The following is a 26,034-nucleotide window of genomic DNA, read 5'->3' as shown; positions in this document are numbered from 1 at the left end:
ACAAGGTAACATCGGTTTGGGAAAAGGCAAGGTCGGCTACAGCTCGTAGAGGGACCGGCGGCGGTCGCGGAGCAGGTCGTTGTAGGGATTGAGCGATTTGTTGCGGGCCTCGGCCGGATCGATCTCGACGATCGCCAGGTCTTCCCGATCCCGCGGTGCGCGACGGAGCACGGTTCCCTGCGGCGTCACGATCTCGCTGCTGCCGATGTAGGTGAGCTTGGCCTTGCCGCCCCGTTCCTCGGCTCCGATGCGGTTGGCCGTGATGCTGAACACCCGGTTTTCCAGGCACCGGGTCACCATCGCGTCCGGACAGTGCGGGAGCACCAAGTTGGATGGGTGGCAGAGGAGGTCGGCGCCCTTCAGGGCCAGGGTCCTGGCCGCCTCCGGATAAAACCAGTCGAAGCAGACCAGCAGACCGACCTTTGCCGGCCCGATGTCCCAGACCTGGAAGCCCGTGTCCCCCGGGGCGAAGAAGAGCGTTTCTTCATAAAAGAGGTGCGTCTTGCGGTAGAGCCCAAGAAAGCCGGAGGGACCGGTGAGGACCGCCGAGTTGTAGCACCGGTCCCCCTGCCGCTCGGGCAGCCCCGCCACGAGATGGACGTCCAGCTCGCGCGAGAGATCCAGCAGCCGCTGGGTCGTCGGCCCCTGCGGCACCGGCTCGGCGAGCGATTCGACCTCCTCTTTCGAGACGAACTGGTATCCGGAGGCGAACAGCTCCGGCAGCACGAGCAGATCGCACCGGATGTTCCGCAGCCGGTCGGTCACGAGGTCCAAGTTGCGCTTGACCTCGCCGAAGACCGGACCGAACTGAAAGAACCCGACGCGCATGGAAGACCTGGCAAGGGACTAGAGGCGAGAGGCTTGGGGGGGAATCGGCAGAGACGGGAGGCAAGAACCGAGAGAACCTCTCGCCCCCTGCCCCTCGCCTCGTGCCGAAGAGAATTACTTCACTTCCGAGAGGTGCATGACCGCGTTCTCCGCCGCCTTGGTCGCCACGTCCGCATGGCCGGCCTTGCCGTGCTCGATCGCGTCTTTCAACCCCTTGATGCCCTCGGCCAGGTGCGGGTTGGCCTTCTCCTTCTGCGCGGCCTCGGCATGCTTCAGCGCCCCTTCCGCGTGCTTCACCAGCGCGTCGGCATGGCCCTGCTTCCCGTGCGCCACGGCCTCCTTGGCGTGCTCGACCGCCTCGGCAGCATGGCTCTTTGCTGCCAGTGCGACAGAGGAGAGGAACGGAACGCTCACGAGCGCCGCCATCAGAACCAAGACCACGGATCCCAGGACGATTGCTTTAGACATCTTGCACCTCCTCATCCGGATGAGTTCCCTGATGCCCGCCGCGTCCATCCACGGGAGCATTCGGTTGTCTGGCGGACGATAACACGCGATTTTTTGGAGTGTCAAGACGGCTTGGCCTCGTCGTGTCCGACGATCTTGCGCAGCAACTTCACATCCGATTCGACGGGTGCGGCAAAGTCCCGGCTCCATTCCCACCAGGACCCGGGATAATTCCTCACCTTCGGATAGCCCGCCAGCTTGAGGACGAAGTAGAGCCAGGCTGACCGGACGCCGCCCGTGCAGTAGCAGATGACCTCCTTGCCGGGGTCCAGCCCCTTCTCCTCCAGGCCGGCCCGGAGGACGTCCAGGTCCTTGACCGTCGCGTCGGCGTTCAGGAACACGTTCCACGGCACGCTGACGGCCGAAGGAATGTGCCCGGGCCGCGGGATGCCCTGCATCTCCTTGCCCGCATACTCCTCCAGGCTGCGGGCGTCCGCGATGACGGCCTCCGGATGGGGCCGTTTCACCAGCTTCTTCAGCTCGTCCTTCAGCACGATCAGATCCGGATTGGGCGAGGCCTTGAAGGTGCCGGGCTTGGGATTCGCCGGTCCATACTCGTAACGCCGTTTTTCGGCGACCCATTTGACCCAGCCCCCGTCCAGGATCCGGAGCTTGGTCAGGCCCAGGTACTGGAGCATCCAGAACATCCGCCCTTCGTCGCCCCAGTTGTCGAATGGGTTGGAGTAGATGACGATATCGTTGTCGTTGCTGATGCCCAGCGTCTGAATCCTCTTTTCCAGCCGCCCGACGTCCGGATCCAGCAGTCCCTTGGCGGCCGCGTTGGGATCGCTGAACTCGTGCCAGGTCGCGTGCACGGCCCCGGGAATGTGGCCGCTGAAGGCGAAGGCCGCCTTGCCGCGCACGTCGATGACGACCAGATCCGAACGGCCCAGGTTCTGGTCCAGGGTATTGGTGTCGATCAAAAAGGGATGGTTCATGCTCCGCTCCTGTCTGGTTCGTCCCGCTTACCCCGTTTTCTTGCCGCCGGCCGGGCAGCTCAGCCGCGGATCGGACGGCTCCTGCGCCAGCGCCACGGCCAGCTCGTCCGACAGCGGGAGATCCCGTTCGTAAATCGTAAAGGCGTAGGGATCGTGCCCCGTCAGCCCGTACTTCCGCTCCAGCATCTCGTGCTGCTCCTCGGTGAGGATATGGTAGCGCACGAGGGTTTTCAAGGTCAGGCCGGCGGACGTCTCCGGCAGCCGGTAGGAGAACCGGTACTCCCGGCTGGCCAGCGGCAGGAGCCGGTTGTCGTAGACTTCGAGGACGACCGGCTGCCACAGGATCCACCGTCCCATGGTCTGGCTCTGCTGCGTCACCGTCCGTCCCTGACCGTCCCGCACCAGGAAGTCCACCGTGAAGTGCCGGTCCGGATCGCCGGTCGGAATTTTGTGGCCGGCGCCGGCGTTGATCAGCGTCAGGGTCACGTCCACCCGATCACCCGGATTCGGCGAGGCCGGCTCGGCCTGCACCTGGATGGCCACCGCCTGTTTGACCATCTCCTGGTCGTGGCCTCCCCGCCAGAGGTGGCGGCGTCCGAGCCGGATCGGGCCTCCCTCCGCCACCGGCCGCTCCACTTCGGGCATGTGGCAGCTCTGGCAGATGAACCCCTTCTCCTTCATGAAGAACTTGCCTTCGTACTCCGCGTAGGTCCCGCAAGGCCCCACGTTGTAGAACTGGGCCGGACCGGACACGACATTATGGCAGCGGTAGCAGACCTGGGTGGTGCGGAAGGCCGGATCGAACCCGGTCGGATGAGGCGCCGCGGAGTCGTCGAAGGGGCCCAGGACGACCCCGTCCCGGACGTGGCAGGCGGCGCAGGTGACGGCCTCCTTCTGATAGGCCGGATCATAGTGGGGGTTGGGCTCCTGCACCGCCTTCTCGACCCGCCCGCGCGGGATGGATTTGATCACGATGGGCTGCTGGTTCTCGAGCGGGGCATGGCAGTTCAGGCAGACCCAGATGTTCCGGTCCTTCTTCCAATAGGCCTGGAAGAACGGGTCCTCGAAGGCGCGGGCATGGACGCTGGTTTTCCACTCTTCGTAGATCTCCCGGTGGCAGGCTCCGCAAGATTCGGCCCGCAGACTTTCGATTCCCTCCGGCACCTTCTGGTAGGGGATCGCCCTGGCATAGTCAGACCGGAGCCCGAAGATCACGACCGGCTTGACTTCCGTGTAGTAGAGATACACGAGGCCGGACGTCACGGCCAAACCCAGCACGAGCTTCCAGGACCGTCGCATAGCGGTTACGCCGTTCGTGACACGCCAGGGAGCGGGAAGCGATCTGTGGAGCGATGCTTCACGCCTTCGCGCTCCTCATGCGGCCAGCATCGTGAGGAGATGCCGTTCGACCGAGGCGGAGAGGGCCGCCAGGTTGTATCCTCCCTCCAGACAAGAGAGGACGCGCCCCTGACTGTGGCGACGGGCGATGTCGAGCACGATCTTCGTCAACGCCCCATACCCGTCCTCGGTCAGGCCCATGCCCGCCAAGGGGTCTTCCCGATGGGCGTCGAAGCCGGCCGAGACCAACACGAAGTCCGGCTTGAAGGCGTCCGCCGCCGGTACCAGGACCCGCTCGAAGATCTCGCGATAGCCGTCATCCCCCTCCCCGGCCGACATCGGGACGTTGATCGTCGTCCCTTCCCCCTGCCCCTCCCCGCGCTCCGTTGCGCCTCCCGTACCCGGATAGTGGGGATACTGGTGGGTGCTGAAGAACAGAACCGTGGGATCGCGATAGAAGGCCTGCTGGGTTCCGTTCCCGTGATGCACGTCCCAATCCACGATCAGCACACGGTTGACCCCGTGGCGCCGCTGCAGGTATCGGGCGGCAATCGCCACGTTGTTGAACAGGCAGAAGCCCATCGCCCGGTTCCGCTCGGCGTGGTGGCCGGGAGGCCGTACCGCGCAGAAGGCGTTCTGCACCTGCCCGGCCATGATTGCGTCGGCCGCCGCCAGCCCGCCTCCTGCGGCCAGGTAGGCGGCCGGCAACGAACCGGGGCAGATCGGGGTGTCGGGATCGAGTGAGACCCGGCCGCTGGACGGGGCCTTGGCCTTCAACGACGCCAGATAGGCCGGCTCGTGGATGAGCGTGATCCACTCATCGGCCACCGGCGCCGGCTTGATGCGTGTCAGCCGCCCGATCAGCCCGCCAGCCTCCAGCCGGGCCACGATGGCCCGCAGCCGTTCCGGGGACTCGGGATGGCCGGCGCCCATGTCGTGGTTCAGATAGTCCGGATGGTAGACGAAGCCGGTCTTAGCCATACCCGGGAGCCTTCAGCGCTCAGCATTCAGCCATCACACCAACGACAAGCGATCTCAGACCTTGGACTCGGAGAGCTTCGGAAAACCACGGGCTGAGAGCTGATCGTTGACAGCCATTTTTGCGCATCGTAGCACGGCTGAAACTGCGTAGACAACGAGGCGCAGGCCATTGTAGAGTGCACCGACACATGGTCCACGCGCGGAGAGCCAGCCTATGCCCAATCCCCGGATCGAACCGTTGAAGAAGGTGCTTGCGCTGGACCCGAGCGACGAGGTGGCCTGGTTCGGGCTCGGAAAAGCCTATCTGGAGGACGCCAACTTCGAGGAAGCGGCCAAAGCCCTTGAAGAGTGCGTGAAGGTGAAGCCGACCTATTCCGCCGCCTATTACGCCCTGGCGCAAGCCCTTCAAGGGCTCGGTCGCCTGGAGGAGTGCCGGACGGTCTGCGACCAAGGCATCCTCGTGTCCACGAAAAACGGGGACGCGATGGTGACCAAGAACCTCGCGCTGTTGAAGGAACGCTTGGGATAACGGCTAGAGGAGGTTCCTCAACACCGCCACCTGCCGCTCGCTGAGCGGGAAGCCAGCCACCGGGTTGATGATCAGCAAGCGGGCCCGGGGACTGGCCGCCTGCCGTGAAGACCGTTCCACCACATACACGTTGGCCAGCCTCGCGCCGGAACGTGGAGCCGGCTCGATGTCCCACAGGGAGAGGAGCACCGCGCTGATCTGCCGGACCAGGGGGAGCAGCACGGTGATCGAGCCGGCCAGCCTCCTGAGGTCCAGTCCGGCCCTTGCGCGGCGGTCGCCCGGCTGTTCACCGGACGGGAGCGTGACGGCCAGGACGACCGGCGAACAGTAATCGGCAAGTTGCTGCGCCTTTCGGGCGATCCGGCCAAGAACCAGACCAACCAGCCAATGACCGTCCCCGTCGCCCTCAAGCTCAGGAGGAGCAAACCGGCTGGCGAATGAGCCCCGCTTACGGAAGCGGCCCGCTCCCACCAACGCCGTCACCTCCACGAAGAACCGGTCCAACCCCAGGTGACATTCCAGGTCGGCGGTCCTGGCCTGAGATTCAGGCAGGAACCGGACCGAAACGCCCGCACGCACGAACGTTGAAGCAAGCTCCGCCTCTGCCAAGGCGGACTCCCGCGCGCCGCGATCCCGACCGCTCAGCCGCTCAACCAGATGATCGATGCGAAGACGGCTGGCTCGGTCGAACCAGAGATCGTGCAATGGGCCGGACCGGGACTTCATCTCCCGCTGCCACCTGTGGACTTGTTCGGTCGCCACGTGCAGCCGGGCCGCCTTCTCCCGTCCGATGCTACACGGGACCAGCCGGTGCACGGCCCTGGAGCGGGCTCGCCGCATCGTCTCCTCTCATCTTTCCGGAAAAGCGACCTCCGCGACCACCGCACGGCCGTAGGAAGTCCTCACGCTCATGTCTTGCACGACCCGATGAATCTCTTGCTCCGTCATGGAATCGCGACCCAGAGGATTGACCGCCATTGTAGCACCCGCTCGCGACCAGTCCACGAGCGGCTCCCGCCCGCGCCGTCCTTTTTCTCGTTTCTCGCCCGGACAGCGCTCGCAACTTATTGATTTAAAAGATGTAAATTAATTTTTCGCGCCGCTAAGGCCGAATGGTATGATGACGAAGTCCGGTCTGGAACACGTAGCTCCCCAGGGGTCGATCATGAAACGCACCCTTGTGAAATACAGGAATTCGAAACCGTCCGTAGACCGATTGCGAGGCGGAAGTCCGCCCCAGCAGTGGGATCTCTCCCACCTGCTCGCAAACCCGCTTGTGGAGTTTGACGGACTGACCAAGGACCTGGAAAACCAAGTCGGTCAATTCGAGTCCTGGCGGGAGCGGTTGGCGCCGGACATGTCCGGTCAGGCCTTTCTGGACCTCCTGCACCTGGCCGAGGAAATTACCACCGCCTCCACGAAACTCAGCGCCTACGCCTATCTCTGGTTCTCGGAGGACACCTCCAACGCTCAGGCCCGGGCGTTCAAGACCAAGGTGGAGGAACGGCTGACCTCTCTGAACAACCGCATGCTCTTCTTCGACATCTGGTGGCAGGCGGTGGACGACGCGAACGCGACCAGGCTCATGGACGTCTCCGGCGACTACCGTTACCACCTGGAGTCGATCCGCCGTTTCAAGCGCCACACGCTTTCGGAGCCGGAAGAAAAGATCATCAACCTCAAGAACGTCACCGGCCGCAGCGCGGTCAACACCCTGTACGACGTGGTGACAAACGGTTTTACCTTTGCCTTGAAGGTGGGTGGGAAAAGGCGCGTCCTCACGCGGGAACAGATCTCCGCCTATATCAGAAGCTCACGCCCCCGCCTGCGCGAGGCTGCGTACGCGGAGTTGTATCGAGTCTTTGCCGCCAACCAGAGCCTCCTCGGCGAGATCTACATGACGCTCGTCAAGGATTGGAAAGCGGAGAATCTGGATCTGAGGAAGTTTGCCTCGCCGATCATGGCCAGGAACCTGAGCAACGACGTACCCGATCAGGCCGTAGGCGCTCTGCTGTCGGTCTGCGCGAAAAACGGCGAGGCGTTCCAAGAATATTTTCGCCTCAAGGCCCGCATCTGCAAGATTACGCCGATGAACCGCTACCACATCTATGCCCCCCACCCGGCCGAACGGAAACGGTACCGCTATCGCGACGCGGTCAGGATGGTTCTGGAAGCTTACCGGGCCTTTTCGCCGCGCCTCGCCGATCTGGCCGAACGGGTCTTCGCCGAGCGCCACATTGACGCCCGCACCCTGCCCGGCAAACTCAGCGGAGCCTATTGTTACAGCGTGACACCCGGCTTCACGCCCTACGTCCTCCTCAACTACACCGGCGAAGCGCGGGACGTGGCCACGCTGGCCCACGAGCTGGGCCACGCGATCCACGGGATGATGGCAGCCGACCATACGGCCTTCACCTTCCACGCGACGCTCCCGCTGGCCGAAACCGCGTCGGTTTTCGGCGAACGGATCCTGTCCGATGCCCTGATCGCCCAGGAGACGAGGCGGGGCGTGAAGCAAAGCCTGTTGCTGGCCCAGCTCGACGACCTTTACGCCACCGTGATGCGTCAAGCCTATTTCGTGCTGTTTGAAAAGAAGGCCCACGAGATGATCGCCGACAGCGCCACAACAGAGGACCTGGCATCCGCTTACCTGGACACCCTGCGGGCCCAGTTCGGCAAGGCGGTACCCGTTCCGGATGTCTTCAGGTGGGAGTGGCTCACGATTCCACACATCTTCGGGAGCCCCTTCTACTGTTACTCGTACTGCTTCGGGAACCTGCTGGTGCTGGCTCTCTACCACATGTTCAAACAGCAGGGACAGGCCTTCGTGCCCAGGTACCTGGATCTGCTAGCCGCCGGAGGGGCCAAAAGTCCTGAGGCCATCCTGGCTCCTATCGGGGTGGACATTCGCTCAGAGGCCTTCTGGCAGTCTGGCTTCGACACGATCGGGGAGATGGTCCAGGACCTCGAGCGGACCGCCGCGTAATCTCCCTCTCCGCCTTGCCCCATTGCCTCAAGGCTCATCAACCGCGGCCACCTCCTAACTAGCTGTAAACAAAGAGAATAATCTCGACGCAATTCCTCTTGACAGGGCCCACGCAACTGGCTAGAATGTGGCTTATTTATGAGAATGGTTATCATAATCGTTCGCGACGACCGGGAAACCGAGAGCCGCCCATCGTCTGTCCCAGGAAGGAGCTCCCAGCCATGTACGTGTGCCTCTGCAAGGGCCTGACCGAGTCGGATGTCCGGCGTATCATCCAATCGGATTGCAACGGAGAGCCACATCGGCTGCCTCAGGTGCTGGGGCTGGACGACGACGATTGTTGCGGCCGGTGCGCGCGGAACGTTCAGGAACTCGTCGCCATCGCCTCCTCTCATTGCTGGACTTGCAACGCCACAGCTCAGCCCGACTCTCCGTATTGACACGGCAAGAACCGTCCCAGCTATAATGATTCGGGACAGGCTTTACGAAGTCTGTCCGCCTCAGTTCCCCTACCTCCACGAAAGGACGGACCATGAAGGCCAAAGAGGGAGTGATCGACCTCCTGAACAAGATTCTCACCAACGAGCTGACGGCGATCAACCAATACTTCGTCCACGCCGAGATGTGCGACAACTGGGGCTATGACCGCCTTCACCACAAGATCCGCAAGTTCAGCTTCGACGAGATGAAGGATGCGGAGAAGACCATCCGGCACATCCTTTACCTGGAAGGCGTGCCCAATATGCAGCGGCTCGGCACCGTGCACGTAGGCGAGACCGTGCCGGAGCAGCTCAAGGCGGCCCTCAAGCAGGAGCAGGAGGCAATCAAGCTCTTTCGCGAGGCAATCACGCACTGCGCCAAGGTCGAGGACTATACGACCCGGAGCATCCTGGAAGAGATGGTCAGGGACGAGGAAGAGCACGTGGATTGGCTGGAGACGCAGATCGAGACGATCAAACAGACCGGCCTGGAGAACTACCTCAGCCAGCAGATCAAGAAAGAGGAAGACTAAGGACTAGGCTGCCGCCCACGTTTGACGATTGTTGCAACCTCGGCCACACGTTTCCCCAGTTCCCTGGCCCCCTGCAGTTCTTTATCGTCGACTCCTGGGCTGTCGCCCTCCGTGGTTGCGGAGGCTCCGAAGGCTCCGCCTCCGCTCACGACGATCATCTGGTTGCCCATCATCGCCGCCAGAATCGTGAGCATGGCCACTTCCTTGCCGCTGGATACCTGCCCGCCGGTTGCGAACGCAGCCCCCACTTTGTTCTTCATCTTGAACTCGGGGAAGACTCCGAATTTGAGTTGCCAGTCGTCGAAAAACGTTTTGACCGGCCCGGCCATGTTGGACCAATAGACCGGCGACCCGACAACCACCGCATCAGCGTTCAACAGCTCCTCGGCGGTCACTCGCTCCACCCGTCGGACGAGCACGACGGTTCCGGCAACGCTGCCGGCCCCTTCGGCGACAGCCCTCGCCATTTTTTCCGTATTTCCGGTGACGGAATGATACGCGACCAGCACCCTGGCCTCCGGATCGGCTGGCGAGGCCTGCTCGGCCGGCGCCGTGAACCACCCGCAGGCCACTGCGCAAAGCAGGATCACTTTAATTCTCATAGGACTCCTTACCGGTGGAGAGAGACGAGAGGTCAGATCAGAGGGGTTGTTGGAAGAAGGCCTGCCGGGCCCGTATGAAGAAACAAATCGGGTCACGTCAACGTCGGATGGTCTCCTCGTCCATATGCTCCTCGACCGAGATTTCGGTCAACGAACCTCGATAGTCGCACTTGTGGCAGCGGATGCGCCATTCCTCGATCCACTTCTCCTGGACATAGGACTGGTTGCACCTCGGACAGACGAATACCCCCTTCTTGTACAGCACCCGACGCTTTTCCTGCATGGAAGAACCTCCCAGCATTCCGATTGACAAGGACCGTCACAGCATGTCACAGGAAGCGGGATGATTGCAACTAGCCGGCCGCGTCCTCGTCAGGATGGTCCACCGTTCTGCCCCGACGCTTGAGCTCTTCCTCCACCAGAACGCGCCGGAGCACCTTCCCAACCAGCGTCTTCGGCAGTTCCTTCCTGAACTCCACGCGTTTGGGAACCTTGAACTTGGCCAGATCCTTCCGGCAGTGCTCCAGGATTTCTGCGGCGGTCGCCTCCGTGCCATCCTCGAGCACGACAAAGGCCTTGATGAGCTCCCCTCGCAAATCCTGCGGAATCCCGACCACCACGGCGTCCCTGACCTTCGGGTGCTGCAGCAGCACCTCCTCGACCTCGCGCGGGTAGACGTTTTCTCCGCCCGACTTGATCATGTCCTTCTTGCGATCGGCGATATAGAAGAAACCGTCCTCATCCATGCGGGCCAGATCCCCCGTCAAAAGCCAGCCGCCACGCAGGACTTGTCGGGTCTCGTCCTCCCGTTGCCAATAGCCCTTCATCACCTGCGGCCCCCGGACAGCGAGTTCCCCGATCTGCCCGACCGGCAGCTCCAGCTCGCCGGTTTCCATGTCCACGATCTTGGCCTCGGTGTCCGGCAGGGGCAGGCCGATGCTCCTGAGGCGGCGCCGATCACGCTCCAAGCCGATGGGATTGACGTGGGTGACGGGCCCCGCTTCGGTCAATCCGTAGCCTTCCACCAGCTTGGCTCCGGTAATGGCCTCGAAGCGGTCTTGGACGGGAGGAGGGAGCGGGCCGGCCCCGCTGATGCACAGCTTGACCGACCGGAGATCGTACCGCTCCAGGTGCTGGTGGCTGTTGAGAGCCGAATACATCGCGGGAATGCCCGGGAACACCGTCACCCGGTCCCGCGCAATCGTCTCCAGCACCTCGGAGATCTGAAACCGTGGAAGCAACGCCAACGACCCGGCCACGGTGACGGCCAGGTTCTGGCAGGCGCTCATGCCGTATACGTGGAAGAATGGGAGCACCGCGAGGAAGACCTCCTGGCCCTCGCGGAGCGACGGCATCCAGTGCCGGCATTGCCAGACATTGCCGACCAGGTTCCGATGCGTCAGGATGACCCCCTTGGGAACCCCGGTCGTGCCGCCGGTGTATTGCAACAGCGCGACGTCGTCCGGGCTCGTCCGGACGGAAGGAGGCTGGTCGCCCGCCGTCATCAGCCGTTGCAGTCGGTGAACGGAGGCGCTCTTCGAGGTCCGCGGGCGCTGCCCCATCGTCTTGAGCGGGTACAGCCAGCGCTTGAGCGAGGGCAGGTACTCTTCCACCCCGGTCAGGATCAGATGTCTGAGGCAGGTTCGGCCTAGGATCGGCTCGATGCGCGGAGCGAACAGATCCAGCGCCAGGATGGCTCCGCATCCTGAATCGGTGACCTGCCGTTCGATCTCGCTTTCGACGTAGAGAGGATTGATCGGCGTGACCGACACACCGGCCCGCAGGCTGCCAAAATAGCCGATGACGGATTGGGGCAGGTTCGGCAACATGAGACCGACCACGCTGCCGGGTCGGATCCCAAGGCCACGCAGCGCGTGAGCGAATCGGTTGGCAAGACGGTCCAGCTCCCGGTACCGGATGACCCGGCCATAGAATCGGAGCGCTGGACGATCCGGATAACGGGCGGCCGCGTCGCACAGGAGATCAGGCAGGGTGAGGTCTGGATATGAGAGCGAAGGGGGAACGGCAGGATCGTAGCATCTCGTCCAGACCGGCTCCATTGACGGGTCCATCGCAGGAAGGTACCCTATCCAGCTTCTCTTCCGTTGTCAATCGCGCGCCCGGCCGAGCAGGCCTTGACAAGACTCCTTCACCCCTCTATAGGATTCGGCCATGTGCCCTAAGCGTTTCCAGGCTCGGACCGGCCGTCGGTTTGGCCTTCTCGTGTGGATCAGCCTGCTCTGGTTGGGACTCAGCGCGGTCCCTTGGGACGCCTCGTCGACAGAGCCGACGGGCGCAACGGCGGAACCCATCGTGACCGTTATCACCCCGAAAGGCGCCAGGATCTACGCGGAACTGGCCGACACGATTGAAAAGCGGGCGAGAGGCCTGATGTTTCGGGACTCGCTGGCCAAAGACCGGGGGATGCTCTTCTCCTTTCCGGAGCTCAAGCACTGGACCTTCTGGATGAAAAACACCAAAGTTCCCCTGGACATCATCTGGATGGACCGGAACAAGAAGATCGTGCACGTCGAGGCCAACGTGCCGGGCTGCAACCGGACGGACGAGGGGTGTCTCCAGTATCAACCTGCCCAGGAAGCCCTCTATGTGTTAGAAGTCGCAGCGGGCGTGGCGGAAGCCCTCAAGCTCGAGCGAGGAGTGACGCTGCAGTTTCAACTGCCTGCTTCTCCGCCCCCATCCCACTGAGCCCTGCAAAGAACGGGTCCGGTCGGCAATAGAAGGATCAGCGTTCCTGCCAGGTACGGATGCGTCGGGCCGTAATCACCCCTTCCACCCGCTCAATGGCCTTGAGGACCCGGTTCAGGTGCTGGGTATCGGTCACCTCGATCACGAAGTCGAGCAGGGCTTTGCGATCCTCTCTGGTGGAGATCTCCGCTCGGCTGATGTTGGCCTCGCAGCCAGAGATTGCCGTCGAGACGTTGGCCAGCACGCCGGTCTTATCCACCGTCAGGACTGAAACCTTGACCGCGTGGGTGCTCGGGGCCGCCGGATCCCATTCGACCTCGACCAGACGATCCTTGTCATAGTCCAGCGCCTGGAGGTTCGGACATTCTACCGAGTGGATGGTCAACCCTCGCCCGCGGGTGATGTAGCCCATGATCCGATCCCCCGGGACCGGGTTACAACACCGGGAGAGCTGCATGAGGAGATCGCGCCCGCCCTTGACTTTGACCCCCTTCTCCTCCCCTTTGACCGGCGCCGGCCGAGCTGGCTGAAGCTCTTCCACGGCCTGAGGCTGCTCGCCCGATATGGCCGGTTGTCTCAACCGATTGAGCACCTGGGCGGTGGAGAGGCGTCCGTACCCGACCGCCGCAGTCATCTCATCGGACGTGGCGAATCCGAGTTCTCGTGCGACCTCCGCGAGCCTCTCGGACTTGAACACCTGCGCGGGTGGAACCTCATGGCGACGGAACTCGCGCTCCAGCAGACGGCGGCCGATTTCCAGGCTTCGCTTCTGCTCCTCGACCTTCAGCCAGTGCTTGATTTTGGTCTTGGCCCGCGGCGTCCGGACGAACTTCAACCAGTCCTTGTGGGGCACCTGCGTCGTGGAGGTCAGAATCTCGACCGTGTCGCCGCTCGACAGATGGTGTTTCAAGGGAACGATCTTGCCGTTGACTTTGGCGCCCACGCAGTGGTTGCCGATCTCCGTATGGATCGCGTACGCGAAATCGACGGGGGTGGACCCCAGCGGCATTTCCTTGACCATGCCTTTGGGCGTAAACACGTACACCACGTCGTGGAAGAGGTCCAGCTTGACCGAGTCCATGAATTGCCGGTTGTCGGTCAGGTCCTGATGCCACTCCAGTAGCTGCCGGAGCCAACTGAAGACCTTGCCGTCCTTGTCATCGACCGGGCCGCGCTCCTTGTACTTCCAGTGGGCGGCGATGCCGTACTCGGCGAGCCGGTGCATCTCCTCGGTGCGGATCTGAAACTCCACGTGCTCCCCCTTGGGCCCGACCACCGTCGTGTGCAGTGACTGGTAGAGGTTGGACTTGGGAATCGCGATGTAGTCCTTGAACCGACCCGGCACCGGACGCCAGAGTGAATGGATCAGCCCGAGGATGGCGTAACAATTCATTTTCGTGTCGGTGATGACCCGGATGGCGGTCAGGTCGTAGACCTCCTCGAACGAGATCGCTTGCCGCTCCATTTTCTGGTAGATCCCGTACAGGTGCTTGGGCCGTCCCTGGGCCTCCCCTTTCAGCCCCGCCTCGGCCAGAGCCTGCTTGACGAGCCGGATGACTTCCTGGATGTACTGTTGCCGCTCTTCGTCCCGCTTGGCCACCCGCAGCTTCAACATCGCGTACACGTCCGGCTTCAGATACTTGAGGCACAGGTCTTCCAGCTCGTTCTTCACCCAGCCGATGCCCAGCCGGTTCGCCAGCGGGGCGTAGATTTCCAAGGTCTCCTGCGCGATCTGCAGTCGCTTGGCTTCGCGCAGGTGTTCGAGGGTCCTCATGTTATGGAGCCGGTCGGCCAGCTTGATGAGGATGACCCGGATGTCATCCGCCATCGAGAGGATCATCTTGCGGAAGTTCTCGGCCTGCTTCTCCTCGTGGTTGCGGAAGGGAATCTTGCCGATCTTCGTGACGCCGTCCACCAGCCGGGCGACGTCCTTGCCGAACTCCCGTTCCAGCACGTCCGGCGTGGCCAGCGTGTCTTCCAGCGTGTCGTGCAGCAGGCCGGCCACGATGGCGGGGACGTCGGACCGGAGAGAGGTCAGGACTCCGGCGACCGCCAGGGGGTGCTGGAGGTACGGCTCCCCAGACCGCCTGGTCTGACCCTCGTGGGCCTTGGCGGAAAAGGCATAGGCGCGCGAGACCAGATCCACGTCGGCGTCGGGATTGTAGCTCTGGACGCGCCTGATGAGCTGATCCAGGTCTGTGATCGTCTCGTACGGCATTGCATTAAAGGCCTTGGCTCGCCCTCACGTCTCGTATGCGTAGTTGGATCCGGTCCAAGCCGTTCCAATGGTTGATCTCGGGTACGAAGGCCAGATCGATCGCTCGGTCGGGAGAGATCCCGAGGCCGTCCAGGGATCCCATCCGAAAACCGATGCTGTCGAACGGCGGAGAGCCCTCGTGCCGGACCGTCATTTTGAGATGCCGCTCTCCCACGACCCTGGCGGCCAGGACCGCGAGATTCCGCACGGCGAGCGTCGGCTCGGGATTCCCGACCCCGAACGGATGCAACAGGCTCAGCTCCCGGACGAGCTGCGGCTGCAGTTCATGCAGATTCACCTCCGCATCCACATAGAGCAGCGGGAGCGGGAGCTGCCCGCCGCCCCAGTCTGATGCGACCTGTGCGAACCGCTCTCTGAGCCCAGGCAGGCGCGCTTCCTTGACCGTCAACCCCGCGGCGCTCGGATGCCCCCCGAACCCATCCAACAGGTCGCGGCAGGCGGAGAGGCCCCGATAGAGATCGAATCCCGGCACGCTCCGCGCGGACCCCTTGCCGACCCCCTGCTCGTTGATGGCTACGACCACGGCCGGCCTGTGGTATCTCTCGACCAGGCGTGCGGCGACGATTCCCACGACCCCCAGGTGCCAGTGCCGCGCCCAGACGACCAGGGCAGCGGGCGGCTCCTGTCCCGCGACCATCGCTAGCGCCTCCGCCGTTGTCTCTTCTTCGATCTTTTGCCGTTCCCGGTTGAGACGCTCGAGCTCCTGGGCGAGCCCCCTGGCTTCCGACTCCGACTCCGTCGTGAGGAGTTGGACCCCGGCCTCCCCGTGCGCCAGCCGGCCGGCTGCGTTGATGCGGGGCGCCAGCCGAAACGCGACGATGCCGGACGTGCACTCCCGCTCGACCCCGGCTGCGAGTTTGAGCGCCCGGACCCCGCAGCGCGAGCCGCGCGATATCAGCCCCAGCCCCTTCCGGACGAAAAGCCGGTTCTCATCTTGCAGCGGCATCATGTCCGCAATCGTGGCAAGCGCGACCAAATCCAGCAGCGACTCCGGATCCAATCCGTCCTGACCGTATTTCCGCTGGTACGCCAAGATCACCTTGTACGCCAATCCGCACGAACACAGCCCGCGAAAGGGGTACCCGGAATCGGCCCGGTGCGGATTGAGGACCGCCAGGGCCGGCGGCAGGCTTTCGTCTGGCTGGTGATGATCGGTCACGATCAGATCCAGCCCCAACCTGCTGGCCGCCTGGACCTCCCGGTGGGCCGTGGTCCCGCAATCGGAAGTCACGAGCAACGTGGCCCCCTCCGCCCGGATCCGGCGGATGGCCTGCTCGTTGAGTCCGTACCCTTCCTTGATCCGATGGGGAATATACGATCCAACCCGGCAGCCGAGGCTCCTGAAGAAGCACAGGTAGAGGCTCGTGGCGGAGATCCCGTCCACGTCGTAGTCGCCGTAGAAGCAGATCCGTTCCCCTGCCTGAACGGCCCGATGGAGACGATCCACGACCAGTTCCATATCGGGGAGCAGAAACGGGTCACGGGAGGCCGCTTGTTGGGGCATCAACCAATACCGCGCTTCGTCGGCGGTCGCCACCCCACGCGCGAGCAACACCGAGGCGGTGATCGGTGAGATCACCAAGGCCTGGGCCAACTGGACCCGATGCTCCTGATTGACCGCCGTGAAGATCCATTGTTTGCGCACCATCAGGCCCCCTTTACGCCCAGCCCTTGGCAAGCACTCGCAACCGACTGAGAACTAAAAAAAAATCTTAGCCCCTATACGCGCGGTTGTCAAACCTGGCGGGTAAGGACTGAGCAGGACCAGGATACGGACAGGTGTGGGACCCGGGACGGGGCGGGATAAGCAAGGGGCCCGAGCGGGCCCCTTCTCAGCGGTGCGATGACGCCGAATGATGCGATGACAAATGATGACCGACTCTATTCTCCGCCTTTCTGAACGTAGTTCTTGACGAACTCCTCGGCATTCTTTTCCAGGACGTCGTCGATTTCGTCAACGAGCTTGTCGATATCCTCCTTGAGCTTCTTCCCCGCTTCGACGACCTTGGGGTTCGGCTTCGCCTCTTCCCTGGCCTGCGGCTCTTTTCTGGACTCCGGTCTCCGTTCTTGTCGTTCCATCGGAGCACCTCCAAACGCCGGCGGCATGTGTTGAACTGGGCCTATCCCATGTCGTGAGCATACCCCATGCCCTGGACCTCGTCAAGCAGACCCTGGAATCATTCGCGCACTAACGGACGATGAGGGACACGATCAGCAGGGCCACGATGTTGATGACCTTGATCATCGGATTGATCGCCGGTCCCGCCGTGTCCTTGTAGGGATCGCCGACCGTATCGCCGGTCACGGCGGCCTTGTGCGTCTCGCTCCCCTTCTTGCCCTGCTCCTCGATGAATTTTTTGGCATTGTCCCAGGCACCCCCGCCGCTCGTCATCGAGATCGCGACGAACAAGCCGGTGACGATGCTTCCCACGAGCACGCCGCCGAGGGCCTGGGGGCCGAGAATGACGCCGACCAGGATCGGCGAGACGACCGGAATGAGCCCCGGGATCATCATTTTGCGTATCGCCGCCTTGGTCACGATGTCCACGCAGGTTCCATACTCCGGCTTGCCTGTCCCCTCCATAATGCCCTTGATGGTGCGGAACTGCCGGCGCACCTCCTCCACAATCAGGCCGCCGGCCTGGCCGACCGCCTTCATGCACAGGGCTCCGAACAGGAACGGCAGCATGCCTCCCAGGAACAGCCCCACCAGCACGTCCGGGTTGGATAGGTCGAAGCCCATGGCCGTGGCTTTGCCCTGCTCCTCGACTGCTCGCGCATATTCCGCGAACAGGACCACGGCCGCCAGGCCGGCCGAGCCGATCGCATAGCCCTTGGTCACAGCCTTGGTCGTGTTCCCGACCGCATCAAGCGGATCGGTGATGTTGCGCACGTCCTTGCCCAGGTGGGCCATTTCCGCGATGCCGCCGGCATTGTCGGTAATGGGCCCGAAGGCGTCGATCGCCACCACGATCCCGGCCATCGACAGCATGGAGACCGCCGCCACAGCCACGCCGTACAGCCCGCCCTTGTCCCCTCCGCCGCAGACCCAGAAGCTGGCCAGGATCGCGCCAGCGATCACGACCACCGGCCAAGCGGTCGCCTGCATGCCCACGGCCAACCCGGCGATGATGTTCGTCGCGTGGCCGGTCTCGCTGGCCCTGGCGATCTCCCGGACCGGCGAGTAGCTTTTCGAGGTGTAATAATCGGTGATGAAAACCATCGCCAGCGTCACCACGAGCCCGAGCAGCGCCGCGACGTAATAGCTGCTCCCGCTGACGCCGCCGACCCCCTCCATCATCTTGACCGTGATCGGGTAGAAGGCCACGGCCGCGATCCCGCCCGCCACGAACAGCCCCTTGTAGAGCGCCGTCATGATCCCGCCGTCCGAACCGACCCGGACGAAGAAGATCCCGACGATCGTGGCCAGGATCGTCATGGCCCCGAGCGCCAGCGGGTAGAGGATCGGCTCCGCTTGCCCCTTGAACATGGTGAAGGCCAGGACCATGGCCGCCACCGTAGTCACCGCGTAGGTCTCGAACAGGTCAGCGGCCATACCCGCACAGTCGCCCACGTTGTCGCCCACGTTGTCGGCGATCACCGCCGGATTCCGGGGATCGTCTTCGGGGATGCCCGCCTCCACCTTCCCCACCAGATCGGCCCCTACGTCGGCGGCCTTCGTGTAGATACCGCCGCCGACCCGGGCGAAGACCGAGATCAAGCTGCCCCCGAATCCCAGGCTCAGCAGCGCGTGGACCGCTTTTTCCTGCCCGGCCAGGGCGGAGGCGATTGCATAGAAGCCGGTGACCGCCAGCAGCCCGAGCCCGATCAGGAGAAGCCCGGTGACCGCTCCTCCCCGGAACGCCACGGTGAGCGCCGAGTTGAGTCCCCGGTGGGCGGCCTGGGCGGTCCGCACGTTGGCCCGGACCGCGATGTTCATGCCGACATAGCCGGCCGTGGCCGAGGCTGCGGCCCCGACGAGGAACCCGATCGCCGTAACCAGCCCGAACTTTTCAGACCACAGACCGGCGACCCAGAGGAGCACGAACAGCCCGGCCGCCACGGCACCGACCGCGCGGTACTGCCGGTTCAGATACGCCGCGGCCCCCTCCTGGATCGCCTGGGCGATCTGCTGCATGTCCTTGTTGCCCGCATCCAATTTGAACACCCACAGAGCCAGGTACAGCCCATAGCCGATCCCGGCCGCGGCGGCGGCAATCGCAAACACGATGACTGCGTCCACTGACCTCTCCTTCCGTTGCTAGCTTGGTCAAGCGTGCCCTGGCGCCGGGGACGCGCTGCAGAGCCCCAATGTCCCCACCCGGGCAGTACCGTCTCCGGCGCCAGGAGGAGGCAAAAAAACGCGGTCATTGTATCGAGACGACCGGCAGTGAATCAAGATAAAACCCCAGGGCATCGCTTGGGGCTCTTGATCCTCCGAACCGGTCAGCCGGTTTGCCGAGGCCAGAAAGATTTTGCTATAGTGAGCGTCCGGGGAGGAGCGGGATGGGTCTGGGACCGGAATACATTCTGGTCGAAGGGAAGACGCTCAAGGAGGAGGATCTCACCCTGGACAACCACGTCTACAAGAATTGCACGATGGATCGTTGCCGCTTCTACTATAGCGGCGGCCCATTCGAGCTGATTGACACCCACATCACCAACTCCACCCTCGTCTTGAACCAGCCTGCCAAAAACATCTATTCAGCCATCCAAATTTTCAAGATGAAATCCCCCGGCTCCACGATCGTGGCGGAGTAGCGGAGCGAGAGGCGCAGCGCGTCTCTTCTACTTCAACGGGACATTGACCGTCTGCCTGACGATCGGGATGGGCTGAAAGACCGGATCCTGTGCACCCCTCGTCGACTCCGCTTCGATCCTCTGCAAGAAAGGCTGCGGACCCGTCACCGGAGCATAGCTGAGGGACGCGTCGACGTCGAAGGACCGAGTATCCTTGGGGGTGGGAAACGTGAACGTCTCCTCGCGGATTTCCTCCGGCTTCAGGACGGTGTCCTTGACGACCTTTGCCGCCTTGAAATCGAAGACCGTCTCTTGTCCCTTTGCATCGGCATAGACCCGCCCGTAGACACGCTGCTCGGCGAAGACGGTCCTCAGGTTCTTGCCCTTGATGGCGAGATCCAGGACTACCCGAGCCCAGCCGGGATGCGTCGTCGGCAGGTTGTGGGGCACCAAGCTCTGAACCGTCACCGTGACCGTGGTCTGGTCTCCCTTGACCGAAGTCGCCACATTCAGCTTGGCCGCTTCCTGCCGGAGCTTGCCGACCCGTCCCGGGAACGTATGGTTGGCGACCTTGCGCTTGCTCTCTCCGTTTGCGGACTCTCCGACCTGTTCGGGCATGTGGCAAGTCTGACATTCTTTCCCAGCCTTAATCGCCTTGCTAGTCTCCCACCCGCCGAGCAGATCGTTCGCCTTGTTCAGATTCGCCGCAGTCGGCACCGAGAGGTGGCAGTTCAGACAGAGATCAGACTTCCGGAACAGGTCCAGTTCCTGGGACTGGTGCGCGAGGTTTTGGACGAAATCCTTGTACGGCCCGTACAGGGTCTTGCCCGGCTCGTACCTGGGAACCGGCGGGCGGGCGGTTTTGTCGACCTGCTTGATGAGGTGACACTGGGCGCAGCCGACCCCGTCGATTGCCGGATCCCCGGACTGGACTTGGGTGACGAAGGTCTGGACCTGATCCATGAACTCGTTGACGTGCGGGGCATGGCATCGGAAGCAAAGCGCCTTGTCCTTGGATCCGGCAAAGGCAAGATACTCGTCGAGGGAGGCTCGGAACGCCGGCGAATGGATGGATCGGGAGAGCGGCGAGGTTTCCCACTCTTCAAAGACCCGTTCGTGACACCGCTTGCACTTGTTCGAGCTGGGAAAGACTTTTTCCAGCGTCCCTTTCGATTTGGCCGAGTCCTGGGCCCATCCCGACTGGGCGATACCCCAGGCCACCGCGGCCGCGACGGCGGCCGACACGACGATACCCCTCATCAACCTCTGTCTTCCCGTCACGGTTCAGCCGTCCTCTTCGAATCTGCGGCGCGCGGCCGGCCGCCTAGCAAGCGACGCTCTGAGCTAGAGCGACTTGGTGCGGAACGTCAGCACCCTGGGCTGCGCATATTCCTGGATGAGCTTCTCCGCCGCCTCCCGGTCCTTGTCTCCGGGGAGCGAGGCCAGATAGCGTTTCTTCAGCTCCGGGCTTGGCGAGGGGATCAGCGTATAGGTCAGGAGCGCCTCGATGGTCGCCGGCGTCGCCCCTTGCGGCACCGAGAGCGAGAACGGCACCCGTCGGGTGGTCCCCCCCCTCACCAAAGGTTCCGGAATGGGCCCACGGAGAATTTGGTCAAACGGCAGTCCGAACTGCTTGACTTCGCTGCCCAACACCTCCCCGCGCGCATCCTTCGCCGTGACGGTGACGTAAAACTGCTTCAAGACGGGATCGCCGTCCGGGAAGCTGTGCGGCAGACTCCCCGTGCGGATGAAGACGGTGCCCTCCACCGAGCCGGCCGGCTTGCCGGCCTCGATGTCAACCCGCGGCATCCACTCGGCCTGCAGGTTCCGGTTCTTCAGCATGATGCCGGGGATGACCACACCGCGGAACCAGTGGCGCCCGATCGAGCGCGTCATGGCTCCGCGCTTGGAGGTCGAGCTGCCCGTGGACGGCTCCATGTGGCAATCCTGACAGATGGTTCCTTGCAGGATCTCTCCTGGCAGGTCCCGGCGGGTTACGTCCTTCACCTTGTCGAAGTGGCAGGCCGCGCAATAGTTCGCCCCCCGGTAGAGATCGGACTGGCTGGATGGGTGCACCAGGTTCTCTTCCGGCTCGGCGTAAGGACCGTAGATGACCTTGCCGGCCTTGAGCTTGTAGGTTGGCGGGGAGTCCGGCTTGTCGGCGACCCCGTTGATCAGGTGGCAGGAGGCGCAGCCGATGCCCTCCACCTCCACCTTTCCGGACAGGACCTGCCTGGTAATCTTGTCCGTGTGCTGCGGAAAGACGGACACGGCCGGGATGTGGCACGACAGGCACTTCGTCCGCTGCTCCGGGGTCGGGTTGGTCTGAAGCCAGAGTCCGAGGACCGTTTTGAAGACCGGCGACTCCAGCGAGGTGCCGTGCAGCAAGGCGGCATCGACGCGGCCGAACGTCTTGAGATCGGGCGTCTGCTCCCGCATCCCCTTCCACTCTTCATAGTGGCGGTCATGACATTGCTTGCAGTCTTCAGACCGGATGAACACGTTCTCGATTTCCGCGACCCACTCGTTCGAATCCTTCCCATCGGCCTTCTGGGCGGCCGCACGCTCGTAGGAGACCGCAAGCACAGCCACGGCAAGTCCCACCATGATCCAGACAGCGAGTCGCTTCACCCTGCCCATGCCACGTTCTCCGCCACGCGCCCGTCGAACCGTCAGTCCTTCTGGATCGGCACGAAGTGGAAGTTCAAGATGCCCGCAACCCCTTGATTTTCAGGGTCGGCAGGCTCGTAGGTCCCCACCGTGAAATTCCCCGGCAGCGCCCGCTTCAAGGCTCGGCCGAAATCGATCAAGTTCCTGACCTCGACCTTGTCGATCTCCTTAATGACCGCTCTGACCTTGATGCCGGCGTTGTCGGCCGGGGTCCCTCCAATCACCTCGAAGACGACGACGCCCTCCGGCTTCTGCATCTTGAGTTCCTTGCGGATCTCTTCGTCCACAGCGCCGACGACGATGCCGAACTGCTCCCCCAGCCGGATGGCCTCCTCTTCGGTCATGGCCGGTTCAGGCTCGGCAGCCGACAGCCATCCGGGCGAAGCGACGCCCCAGACGCAGACGGCCAGCAGACACACGAAAAAAGCCCTACCAGCCTGGAGGGCTTCTTTCCTTCGCCGCGCCGGCTCAAGCAGATGGTTGCTCATTCCCCCGACAGCAATTGGAGATCGCGTTCCGCCTTCAGATCTTCGCCAGAGGATCGATCAGAAGCTGGAACCATGGCGCCACCGCTTTCTGCCCATTTCGCTCCTTGTTCTCACCGTTCCAGACCGCGAAGGCAATGGCTTGCAAGCGGCCTGGTTCCAGCCTGGCTTCATTCTCGGGATCGGCGCTGCCGAGCGGCCTCCTGATGACCACGTGCCAGACCCCGTCCTTCCACACGGCCTTGCCTTGAACCCGGCCCTGGGATTGCTTGCTCGTGAGCGTGCTGAACCCTCCACCGATCAAGTCTTCGACTGAGGAGGCTCGCCTCGGAATCACTTCGAATCGCCGGACTTCGCCGCCGTTCGGCTTCCGCTCCGCCGCTCGAGCAGCCCGGCGGTCGATGTCGCTCTGCCAGTCAGCCTTCCAGTGCCAGATGTTGATGTAATGGTCGAGCTGCCCCATGCAGAAGAACGCCGGAGCATCGCCCAGGGGCAGTCCAATGGCCACACCGTCGCGGAACGTCCCGGGCGTCAACCGATCGTTCTTGGTGTTGTCCTGCCACTCAAGGAGGAAGGCGATCTCGGTCTCGTTGTGGACGGAGCGGACGGCCAAGGCCCGTGCGCTGGGCTCCGGCCAGACCGGCCGTGTGATGACCTGGCCGCTCAGCGGAAGGGTTAGGGTCGGAACCTTGTCCCAGGCAGGATCCTCCGGTGCCGTCGGAATCTCACCGGAGACGACATGAGACCGGATGACCATTCCCTCGGAACTGACGACGGGAATGCCCAGCCAACCCAGAACCAGCGATCCGACCAGCAGACCCGACAGAGGAAGAAAAACGGATGAGACCCGCACCGATCGCCTGACCGTCACCATACCGACGCCCCATACGCCACATCCCCGACCGCTGGCGCGAAGCTGCCACGTTTTGGTTGCCGGTGAGCCGGCTCGTCCCAGCCCTTCACCGCAGCTTGATCCGTCGAATCTTGTTCTCACCACGCTCGCAGACGTAGAGGAATCCCTGCGAATCAAGGGCCAGTCCGACCGGAGCATTCACGACCGCCTCAACCGCCAGCAAACCGTCTCCGTGCTTCACCATGCTGGCATCTTCCTTCGACACGAAACGGGCCATCCCGCAGCCGCCCATGTTTTTGTCTTCGTACCCGCTGTCGCCGTTCCCTGCCACCGTGGTGATGATGCCGGCCCTGGCGTCAACCATCCGGACCCGATGGTTCATGGAGTCCGACACGTAGAGGTTGTCGGCCGCGTCAAAGGCCACGGCTTCCGGCGCGTTCAACATCGACTTGACCGCCGGCTTGCCATCCCCGTCGAACCCGTATCGGCAGGCGCCGGCCACGGTGGAGATGATTCCGGTGTGCCGGTCGATCTTCCTGACCCGGTTGGTTCCCTTGTCCACCACGTAGACATGGCCGCGGCTGTCCACGGCGATTCCGACCAAATCGTACAGCCGCGCTTCCAGGGCCGGCCGTCCGTCGTCGAGGTACAAGGACAGATCCAGCCCGTCCGAGCACTCCGGGCGCAGCCATCCGTGATCGTCGCTGAAATCGATCCCGATCGCGTCACCGGACAGGACCACCAGATTCTTGGCAACGAGCGGCTGCTCCCGGGCATCGTCCTCGGCAGACCACGTCCCGGCGATCGTGCTGACCAGGCCCGTCTTCGGGTCGAACCGTCGGACCCGATGGGCCTGGGTATCGGCGATGTACATCACGTCGGCGGCGTCGAACGCGATCGCCGCCGGGTAGGTCAGATTGACCTCCAGGGCCGGCCCGTCCCCGTTGAAGCCGAACTGGCCAGTTCCCACCACCGTCTCAATGATACCGGTCTCCCGGTCAACCTTGCGGATTCGATTGCTCCCGGAGTCGCAGATGTACAGGTTGTTCAGGGAATCGAAGGCCACGTCCAGGGGGAGGTACAGGCCGGCTTCCCCGCAGGGCCCCCCATCCCCGCTGTAGCAGGTTTCCCCGATGCCAGCAAAATTGTGAACCGTGCCAGCCTTCAGGTCCACCCTCCGAACGCGGTCAGAACCGGACTCGGCGATGTAGAGGTACCGTTCATCCCTGTCCAGCGCGACATGGTGTGGCAGAGGAATGCCGGCCTTGCCCGCGAGCTTCCCGTCCCCCGTGCTCCTCGCCTTCCCGTTGCCGGCAAACGTTTCGATGTAGCCGACCGCGAGGTCTACCCCTGTACCCATCGTGAAATCACCCTCCCGGATCCGTGACCGATCACCCGTCCATCGGGCGCCCAGCGCCGAACCCCGTTTCTACGCCTTCGGTGGCTGCGCAGCCGGTTGCTCGGCGGTCGCCGGGGCGGCGGTCTCAGCAGGCGGCACAGCGGCCGACTGGCCCCCCTGGGCCGGAATCTGGCCCTGCTGCGTCTGGGCCGCCACCTGCGCCTGCGCGTCCGCTTCGATCTGGTCCGCCTCGTGAACCGATTTCTTGAACCCCTTGATGGCCTTGCCCAGCCCTTCACCGAGCTGAGGGAGCTTGCCGGCGCCGAAGATGATCAGGACAATGACCAAAATCAGAATCAACTCCGTGAATCCGATGCTTCCAAACATGATGTGGTGCGCTCCTTCCTCGTAAACGAACCGCTTACGTCTTTCCGGACTCCTTGGCCCGCTTGGCGAAGCGATCCTTCAATTTCTGCCTCGCTTCCTCTGCCTGCTCGAACATCCGGCTCTTCTCGTAGGCGCTGATCAGATTGTAGTAGACGAGCGGTTCGTCCGGGTTGTGTTCCAGGGCGTCCTCCATGACCTTGATGGCCAGATCGGTCTTGCCGTGGTTGACCGCGATGTCCATGAGCTTGAAGCTGGCCTCCAGGTGCTTGGGGTCCAACTCCAAGGTCCGAAGGTAGCACTGCGTGGCCATGTCGATCGTGTTGTAATCGGACACGGCCGGGTTATCCAGCTCCACGTAAACATTGGCGAGGTTGTACCACGCGATCGGGTCTTCAGGCGTCACTTCTACGAGCCGCTCGAAATGGGTCTTGGCCTCCATGAAGCGCCGCTTGTCGTTGCAGAGACGGCCGAGGTTGAAGAGGGCGAGGACGTCGTCCGCATGGACATCGAGGGCTTTCTTGAACTCGGCTTCGGCCTCGTCGGGCATGTTCTTGGTCGCGTAGATGGTGCCCAAATTCGAATAATACATGGCCAGCGACCGGTTCATCTCGATGCGGAGGGCTTCAGCCATTTCGATGGACTTTTTGACCTCGGTCAGGGCGTCATCCAGTCGCCCCTTGCTGAAATAGAGCTCACCCAGCCTGCAACGGGCCTGGAAATCGTCGGGTTCGCTGGCCAGCAGTTTCTCGAGCTCCGCAATTTCCTCGTCCGGGGTCAGCGGTTGTTCTGGCTGCTCGACCGTGGCTCCGCCGGGCTCCGAGACCTGCGAGGGATCCTGCTCACTCATGATTGATA

The 26,034-nt window shown here is 63.1% G+C and carries 25 protein-coding genes; 5 read left to right on the top strand and 20 right to left on the bottom strand.

What is annotated here, in order from left to right:
* Positions 1-36: 36 nt before the first annotated feature.
* The 5 genes from AB1411_15255 to AB1411_15235 all read right to left on the bottom strand — a co-directional run bounded on the left by AB1411_15255 (position 37) and on the right by AB1411_15235 (position 4,592).
* Entirely contained in the window at positions 37-828 is a 792-nt protein-coding gene (locus AB1411_15255) for a nitrilase-related carbon-nitrogen hydrolase (GenBank protein ID MEW6544953.1), read from the bottom strand.
* 114 nt (positions 829-942) lie between these two features.
* Positions 943-1,296 carry a small metal-binding protein SmbP gene (smbP, locus tag AB1411_15250; GenBank protein MEW6544952.1) on the bottom strand — a complete coding sequence of 118 codons (354 nt, stop codon included), beginning with the start codon at positions 1,294-1,296 and terminating at the stop codon, positions 943-945.
* A 101-nt stretch (positions 1,297-1,397) separates the two neighbouring features.
* On the bottom strand, positions 1,398-2,273 hold the full coding sequence (locus AB1411_15245; protein ID MEW6544951.1) for a sulfurtransferase: 876 nt from the start codon (positions 2,271-2,273) through the stop codon (positions 1,398-1,400).
* 27 nt (positions 2,274-2,300) lie between these two features.
* Positions 2,301-3,572 carry a multiheme c-type cytochrome gene (locus AB1411_15240; protein MEW6544950.1) on the bottom strand — a complete coding sequence of 424 codons (1,272 nt, stop codon included), beginning with the start codon at positions 3,570-3,572 and terminating at the stop codon, positions 2,301-2,303.
* A gap of 75 nt (positions 3,573-3,647) precedes the next feature.
* Positions 3,648-4,592, bottom strand: coding sequence for a histone deacetylase (locus tag AB1411_15235; protein ID MEW6544949.1), 945 nt, complete (start codon positions 4,590-4,592; stop codon positions 3,648-3,650).
* 214 nt (positions 4,593-4,806) lie between these two features.
* Here AB1411_15235 and AB1411_15230 point away from each other — a divergent pair, with 214 nt between their 5' ends.
* Positions 4,807-5,121 carry a tetratricopeptide repeat protein gene (locus AB1411_15230; protein MEW6544948.1) on the top strand — a complete coding sequence of 105 codons (315 nt, stop codon included), beginning with the start codon at positions 4,807-4,809 and terminating at the stop codon, positions 5,119-5,121.
* A gap of 3 nt (positions 5,122-5,124) precedes the next feature.
* Here the strand turns inward: AB1411_15230 and AB1411_15225 are convergent, their stop codons facing one another.
* The gene (locus AB1411_15225; protein MEW6544947.1) at positions 5,125-5,961 is read right to left on the bottom strand and encodes a hypothetical protein; all 837 of its coding nucleotides are present in this window, start codon (positions 5,959-5,961) and stop codon (positions 5,125-5,127) included.
* Between the two features lie 325 nt (positions 5,962-6,286).
* Between AB1411_15225 and AB1411_15220 the strand changes: the two genes are divergently transcribed.
* On the top strand, positions 6,287-8,107 hold the full coding sequence (locus AB1411_15220; GenBank protein ID MEW6544946.1) for a M3 family oligoendopeptidase: 1,821 nt from the start codon (positions 6,287-6,289) through the stop codon (positions 8,105-8,107).
* Positions 8,108-8,639: 532 nt separating this feature from the next.
* On the top strand, positions 8,640-9,119 hold the full coding sequence (gene bfr / locus AB1411_15215; protein ID MEW6544945.1) for a bacterioferritin: 480 nt from the start codon (positions 8,640-8,642) through the stop codon (positions 9,117-9,119).
* Here the strand turns inward: bfr and AB1411_15210 are convergent.
* From AB1411_15210 to AB1411_15200, 3 genes are all read right to left on the bottom strand, one after another.
* On the bottom strand, positions 9,116-9,721 hold the full coding sequence (locus tag AB1411_15210) for a flavodoxin family protein (GenBank protein MEW6544944.1): 606 nt from the start codon (positions 9,719-9,721) through the stop codon (positions 9,116-9,118). The genes bfr and AB1411_15210 overlap by 4 nt on opposite strands.
* 97 nt (positions 9,722-9,818) lie before the next feature.
* Positions 9,819-10,004 carry a hypothetical protein gene (locus tag AB1411_15205; GenBank protein ID MEW6544943.1) on the bottom strand — a complete coding sequence of 62 codons (186 nt, stop codon included), beginning with the start codon at positions 10,002-10,004 and terminating at the stop codon, positions 9,819-9,821.
* A 70-nt stretch (positions 10,005-10,074) separates the two neighbouring features.
* Positions 10,075-11,781 (bottom strand): long-chain fatty acid--CoA ligase, encoded by a 1,707-nt coding sequence (locus tag AB1411_15200; GenBank protein MEW6544942.1) that lies wholly within the window; start codon positions 11,779-11,781, stop codon positions 10,075-10,077.
* A 253-nt stretch (positions 11,782-12,034) separates the two neighbouring features.
* Between AB1411_15200 and AB1411_15195 the strand changes: the two genes are divergently transcribed.
* Entirely contained in the window at positions 12,035-12,427 is a 393-nt protein-coding gene (locus tag AB1411_15195) for a DUF192 domain-containing protein (GenBank protein ID MEW6544941.1), read from the top strand.
* 37 nt (positions 12,428-12,464) lie between these two features.
* Here the strand turns inward: AB1411_15195 and AB1411_15190 are convergent, their stop codons facing one another.
* From AB1411_15190 to AB1411_15175, 4 genes are all read right to left on the bottom strand, one after another.
* Positions 12,465-14,645, bottom strand: coding sequence for a bifunctional (p)ppGpp synthetase/guanosine-3',5'-bis(diphosphate) 3'-pyrophosphohydrolase (locus AB1411_15190; protein MEW6544940.1), 2,181 nt, complete (start codon positions 14,643-14,645; stop codon positions 12,465-12,467).
* Between the two features lie 4 nt (positions 14,646-14,649).
* On the bottom strand, positions 14,650-16,353 hold the full coding sequence (recJ, locus tag AB1411_15185) for a single-stranded-DNA-specific exonuclease RecJ (GenBank protein ID MEW6544939.1): 1,704 nt from the start codon (positions 16,351-16,353) through the stop codon (positions 14,650-14,652).
* 233 nt (positions 16,354-16,586) lie between these two features.
* Complete coding sequence (locus tag AB1411_15180) at positions 16,587-16,784, bottom strand: ubiquitin-like protein Pup (protein MEW6544938.1); 198 nt, start codon at positions 16,782-16,784, stop codon at positions 16,587-16,589.
* 109 nt (positions 16,785-16,893) lie between these two features.
* Positions 16,894-18,948, bottom strand: a complete 2,055-nt coding sequence (locus tag AB1411_15175) for a sodium-translocating pyrophosphatase (protein MEW6544937.1) — start codon at positions 18,946-18,948, stop codon at positions 16,894-16,896.
* A 263-nt stretch (positions 18,949-19,211) separates the two neighbouring features.
* On the opposite strand from AB1411_15175, the gene AB1411_15170 reads away from it, so the two are divergent.
* Positions 19,212-19,466, top strand: a complete 255-nt coding sequence (locus AB1411_15170) for a hypothetical protein (protein MEW6544936.1) — start codon at positions 19,212-19,214, stop codon at positions 19,464-19,466.
* A 27-nt stretch (positions 19,467-19,493) separates the two neighbouring features.
* On the opposite strand, the gene AB1411_15165 is transcribed toward AB1411_15170, so the two are convergent.
* From AB1411_15165 to AB1411_15135, 7 genes are all read right to left on the bottom strand, one after another.
* Entirely contained in the window at positions 19,494-20,705 is a 1,212-nt protein-coding gene (locus tag AB1411_15165; protein MEW6544935.1) for a multiheme c-type cytochrome, read from the bottom strand.
* Positions 20,706-20,789: 84 nt separating this feature from the next.
* Positions 20,790-22,085: a multiheme c-type cytochrome gene (locus AB1411_15160; protein MEW6544934.1), complete on the bottom strand. Its 1,296-nt coding sequence runs from the start codon at positions 22,083-22,085 to the stop codon at positions 20,790-20,792.
* Between the two features lie 32 nt (positions 22,086-22,117).
* Complete coding sequence (locus tag AB1411_15155; GenBank protein ID MEW6544933.1) at positions 22,118-22,603, bottom strand: PDZ domain-containing protein; 486 nt, start codon at positions 22,601-22,603, stop codon at positions 22,118-22,120.
* Positions 22,604-22,637: 34 nt separating this feature from the next.
* Positions 22,638-23,474: an ethylbenzene dehydrogenase-related protein gene (locus AB1411_15150; protein ID MEW6544932.1), complete on the bottom strand. Its 837-nt coding sequence runs from the start codon at positions 23,472-23,474 to the stop codon at positions 22,638-22,640.
* Positions 23,475-23,559: 85 nt separating this feature from the next.
* Complete coding sequence (locus tag AB1411_15145) at positions 23,560-24,813, bottom strand: hypothetical protein (protein ID MEW6544931.1); 1,254 nt, start codon at positions 24,811-24,813, stop codon at positions 23,560-23,562.
* A gap of 69 nt (positions 24,814-24,882) precedes the next feature.
* A complete protein-coding gene (tatA, locus tag AB1411_15140) occupies positions 24,883-25,179 on the bottom strand; it encodes a twin-arginine translocase TatA/TatE family subunit (GenBank protein MEW6544930.1) in 297 nt (98 codons plus the stop codon).
* A 34-nt stretch (positions 25,180-25,213) separates the two neighbouring features.
* Positions 25,214-26,026: a tetratricopeptide repeat protein gene (locus tag AB1411_15135; GenBank protein MEW6544929.1), complete on the bottom strand. Its 813-nt coding sequence runs from the start codon at positions 26,024-26,026 to the stop codon at positions 25,214-25,216.
* Positions 26,027-26,034: the final 8 nt, after the last annotated feature.

It is taken from the genome of Nitrospirota bacterium, from assembly GCA_040757595.1.
GTDB lineage: Bacteria > Nitrospirota > Nitrospiria > Nitrospirales > Nitrospiraceae > JBFLWP01.
The sequence above is the reverse complement of the archived record's forward strand: the minus strand, read 5'-3'. Positions and strand labels throughout refer to the sequence as shown.

Coding starts and splice junctions, on each gene's coding strand:
- AB1411_15255 (MEW6544953.1), bottom strand. CDS start 828: ATGCGCGTCGGGTTCTTTCAGTTCGGTCCGGTCTTCGGCGAGGTCAAG.
- smbP (MEW6544952.1), bottom strand. CDS start 1,296: ATGTCTAAAGCAATCGTCCTGGGATCCGTGGTCTTGGTTCTGATGGCG.
- AB1411_15245 (MEW6544951.1), bottom strand. CDS start 2,273: ATGAACCATCCCTTTTTGATCGACACCAATACCCTGGACCAGAACCTG.
- AB1411_15240 (MEW6544950.1), bottom strand. CDS start 3,572: ATGCGACGGTCCTGGAAGCTCGTGCTGGGTTTGGCCGTGACGTCCGGC.
- AB1411_15235 (MEW6544949.1), bottom strand. CDS start 4,592: ATGGCTAAGACCGGCTTCGTCTACCATCCGGACTATCTGAACCACGAC.
- AB1411_15230 (MEW6544948.1), top strand. CDS start 4,807: ATGCCCAATCCCCGGATCGAACCGTTGAAGAAGGTGCTTGCGCTGGAC.
- AB1411_15225 (MEW6544947.1), bottom strand. CDS start 5,961: ATGCGGCGAGCCCGCTCCAGGGCCGTGCACCGGCTGGTCCCGTGTAGC.
- AB1411_15220 (MEW6544946.1), top strand. CDS start 6,287: ATGAAACGCACCCTTGTGAAATACAGGAATTCGAAACCGTCCGTAGAC.
- bfr (MEW6544945.1), top strand. CDS start 8,640: ATGAAGGCCAAAGAGGGAGTGATCGACCTCCTGAACAAGATTCTCACC.
- AB1411_15210 (MEW6544944.1), bottom strand. CDS start 9,721: ATGAGAATTAAAGTGATCCTGCTTTGCGCAGTGGCCTGCGGGTGGTTC.
- AB1411_15205 (MEW6544943.1), bottom strand. CDS start 10,004: ATGCAGGAAAAGCGTCGGGTGCTGTACAAGAAGGGGGTATTCGTCTGT.
- AB1411_15200 (MEW6544942.1), bottom strand. CDS start 11,781: ATGGAGCCGGTCTGGACGAGATGCTACGATCCTGCCGTTCCCCCTTCG.
- AB1411_15190 (MEW6544940.1), bottom strand. CDS start 14,645: ATGCCGTACGAGACGATCACAGACCTGGATCAGCTCATCAGGCGCGTC.
- recJ (MEW6544939.1), bottom strand. CDS start 16,353: ATGGTGCGCAAACAATGGATCTTCACGGCGGTCAATCAGGAGCATCGG.
- AB1411_15180 (MEW6544938.1), bottom strand. CDS start 16,784: ATGGAACGACAAGAACGGAGACCGGAGTCCAGAAAAGAGCCGCAGGCC.
- AB1411_15170 (MEW6544936.1), top strand. CDS start 19,212: ATGGGTCTGGGACCGGAATACATTCTGGTCGAAGGGAAGACGCTCAAG.
- AB1411_15165 (MEW6544935.1), bottom strand. CDS start 20,705: ATGAGGGGTATCGTCGTGTCGGCCGCCGTCGCGGCCGCGGTGGCCTGG.
- AB1411_15160 (MEW6544934.1), bottom strand. CDS start 22,085: ATGGGCAGGGTGAAGCGACTCGCTGTCTGGATCATGGTGGGACTTGCC.
- AB1411_15155 (MEW6544933.1), bottom strand. CDS start 22,603: ATGAGCAACCATCTGCTTGAGCCGGCGCGGCGAAGGAAAGAAGCCCTC.
- AB1411_15150 (MEW6544932.1), bottom strand. CDS start 23,474: ATGGTGACGGTCAGGCGATCGGTGCGGGTCTCATCCGTTTTTCTTCCT.
- AB1411_15145 (MEW6544931.1), bottom strand. CDS start 24,813: ATGGGTACAGGGGTAGACCTCGCGGTCGGCTACATCGAAACGTTTGCC.
- tatA (MEW6544930.1), bottom strand. CDS start 25,179: ATGTTTGGAAGCATCGGATTCACGGAGTTGATTCTGATTTTGGTCATT.
- AB1411_15135 (MEW6544929.1), bottom strand. CDS start 26,026: ATGAGTGAGCAGGATCCCTCGCAGGTCTCGGAGCCCGGCGGAGCCACG.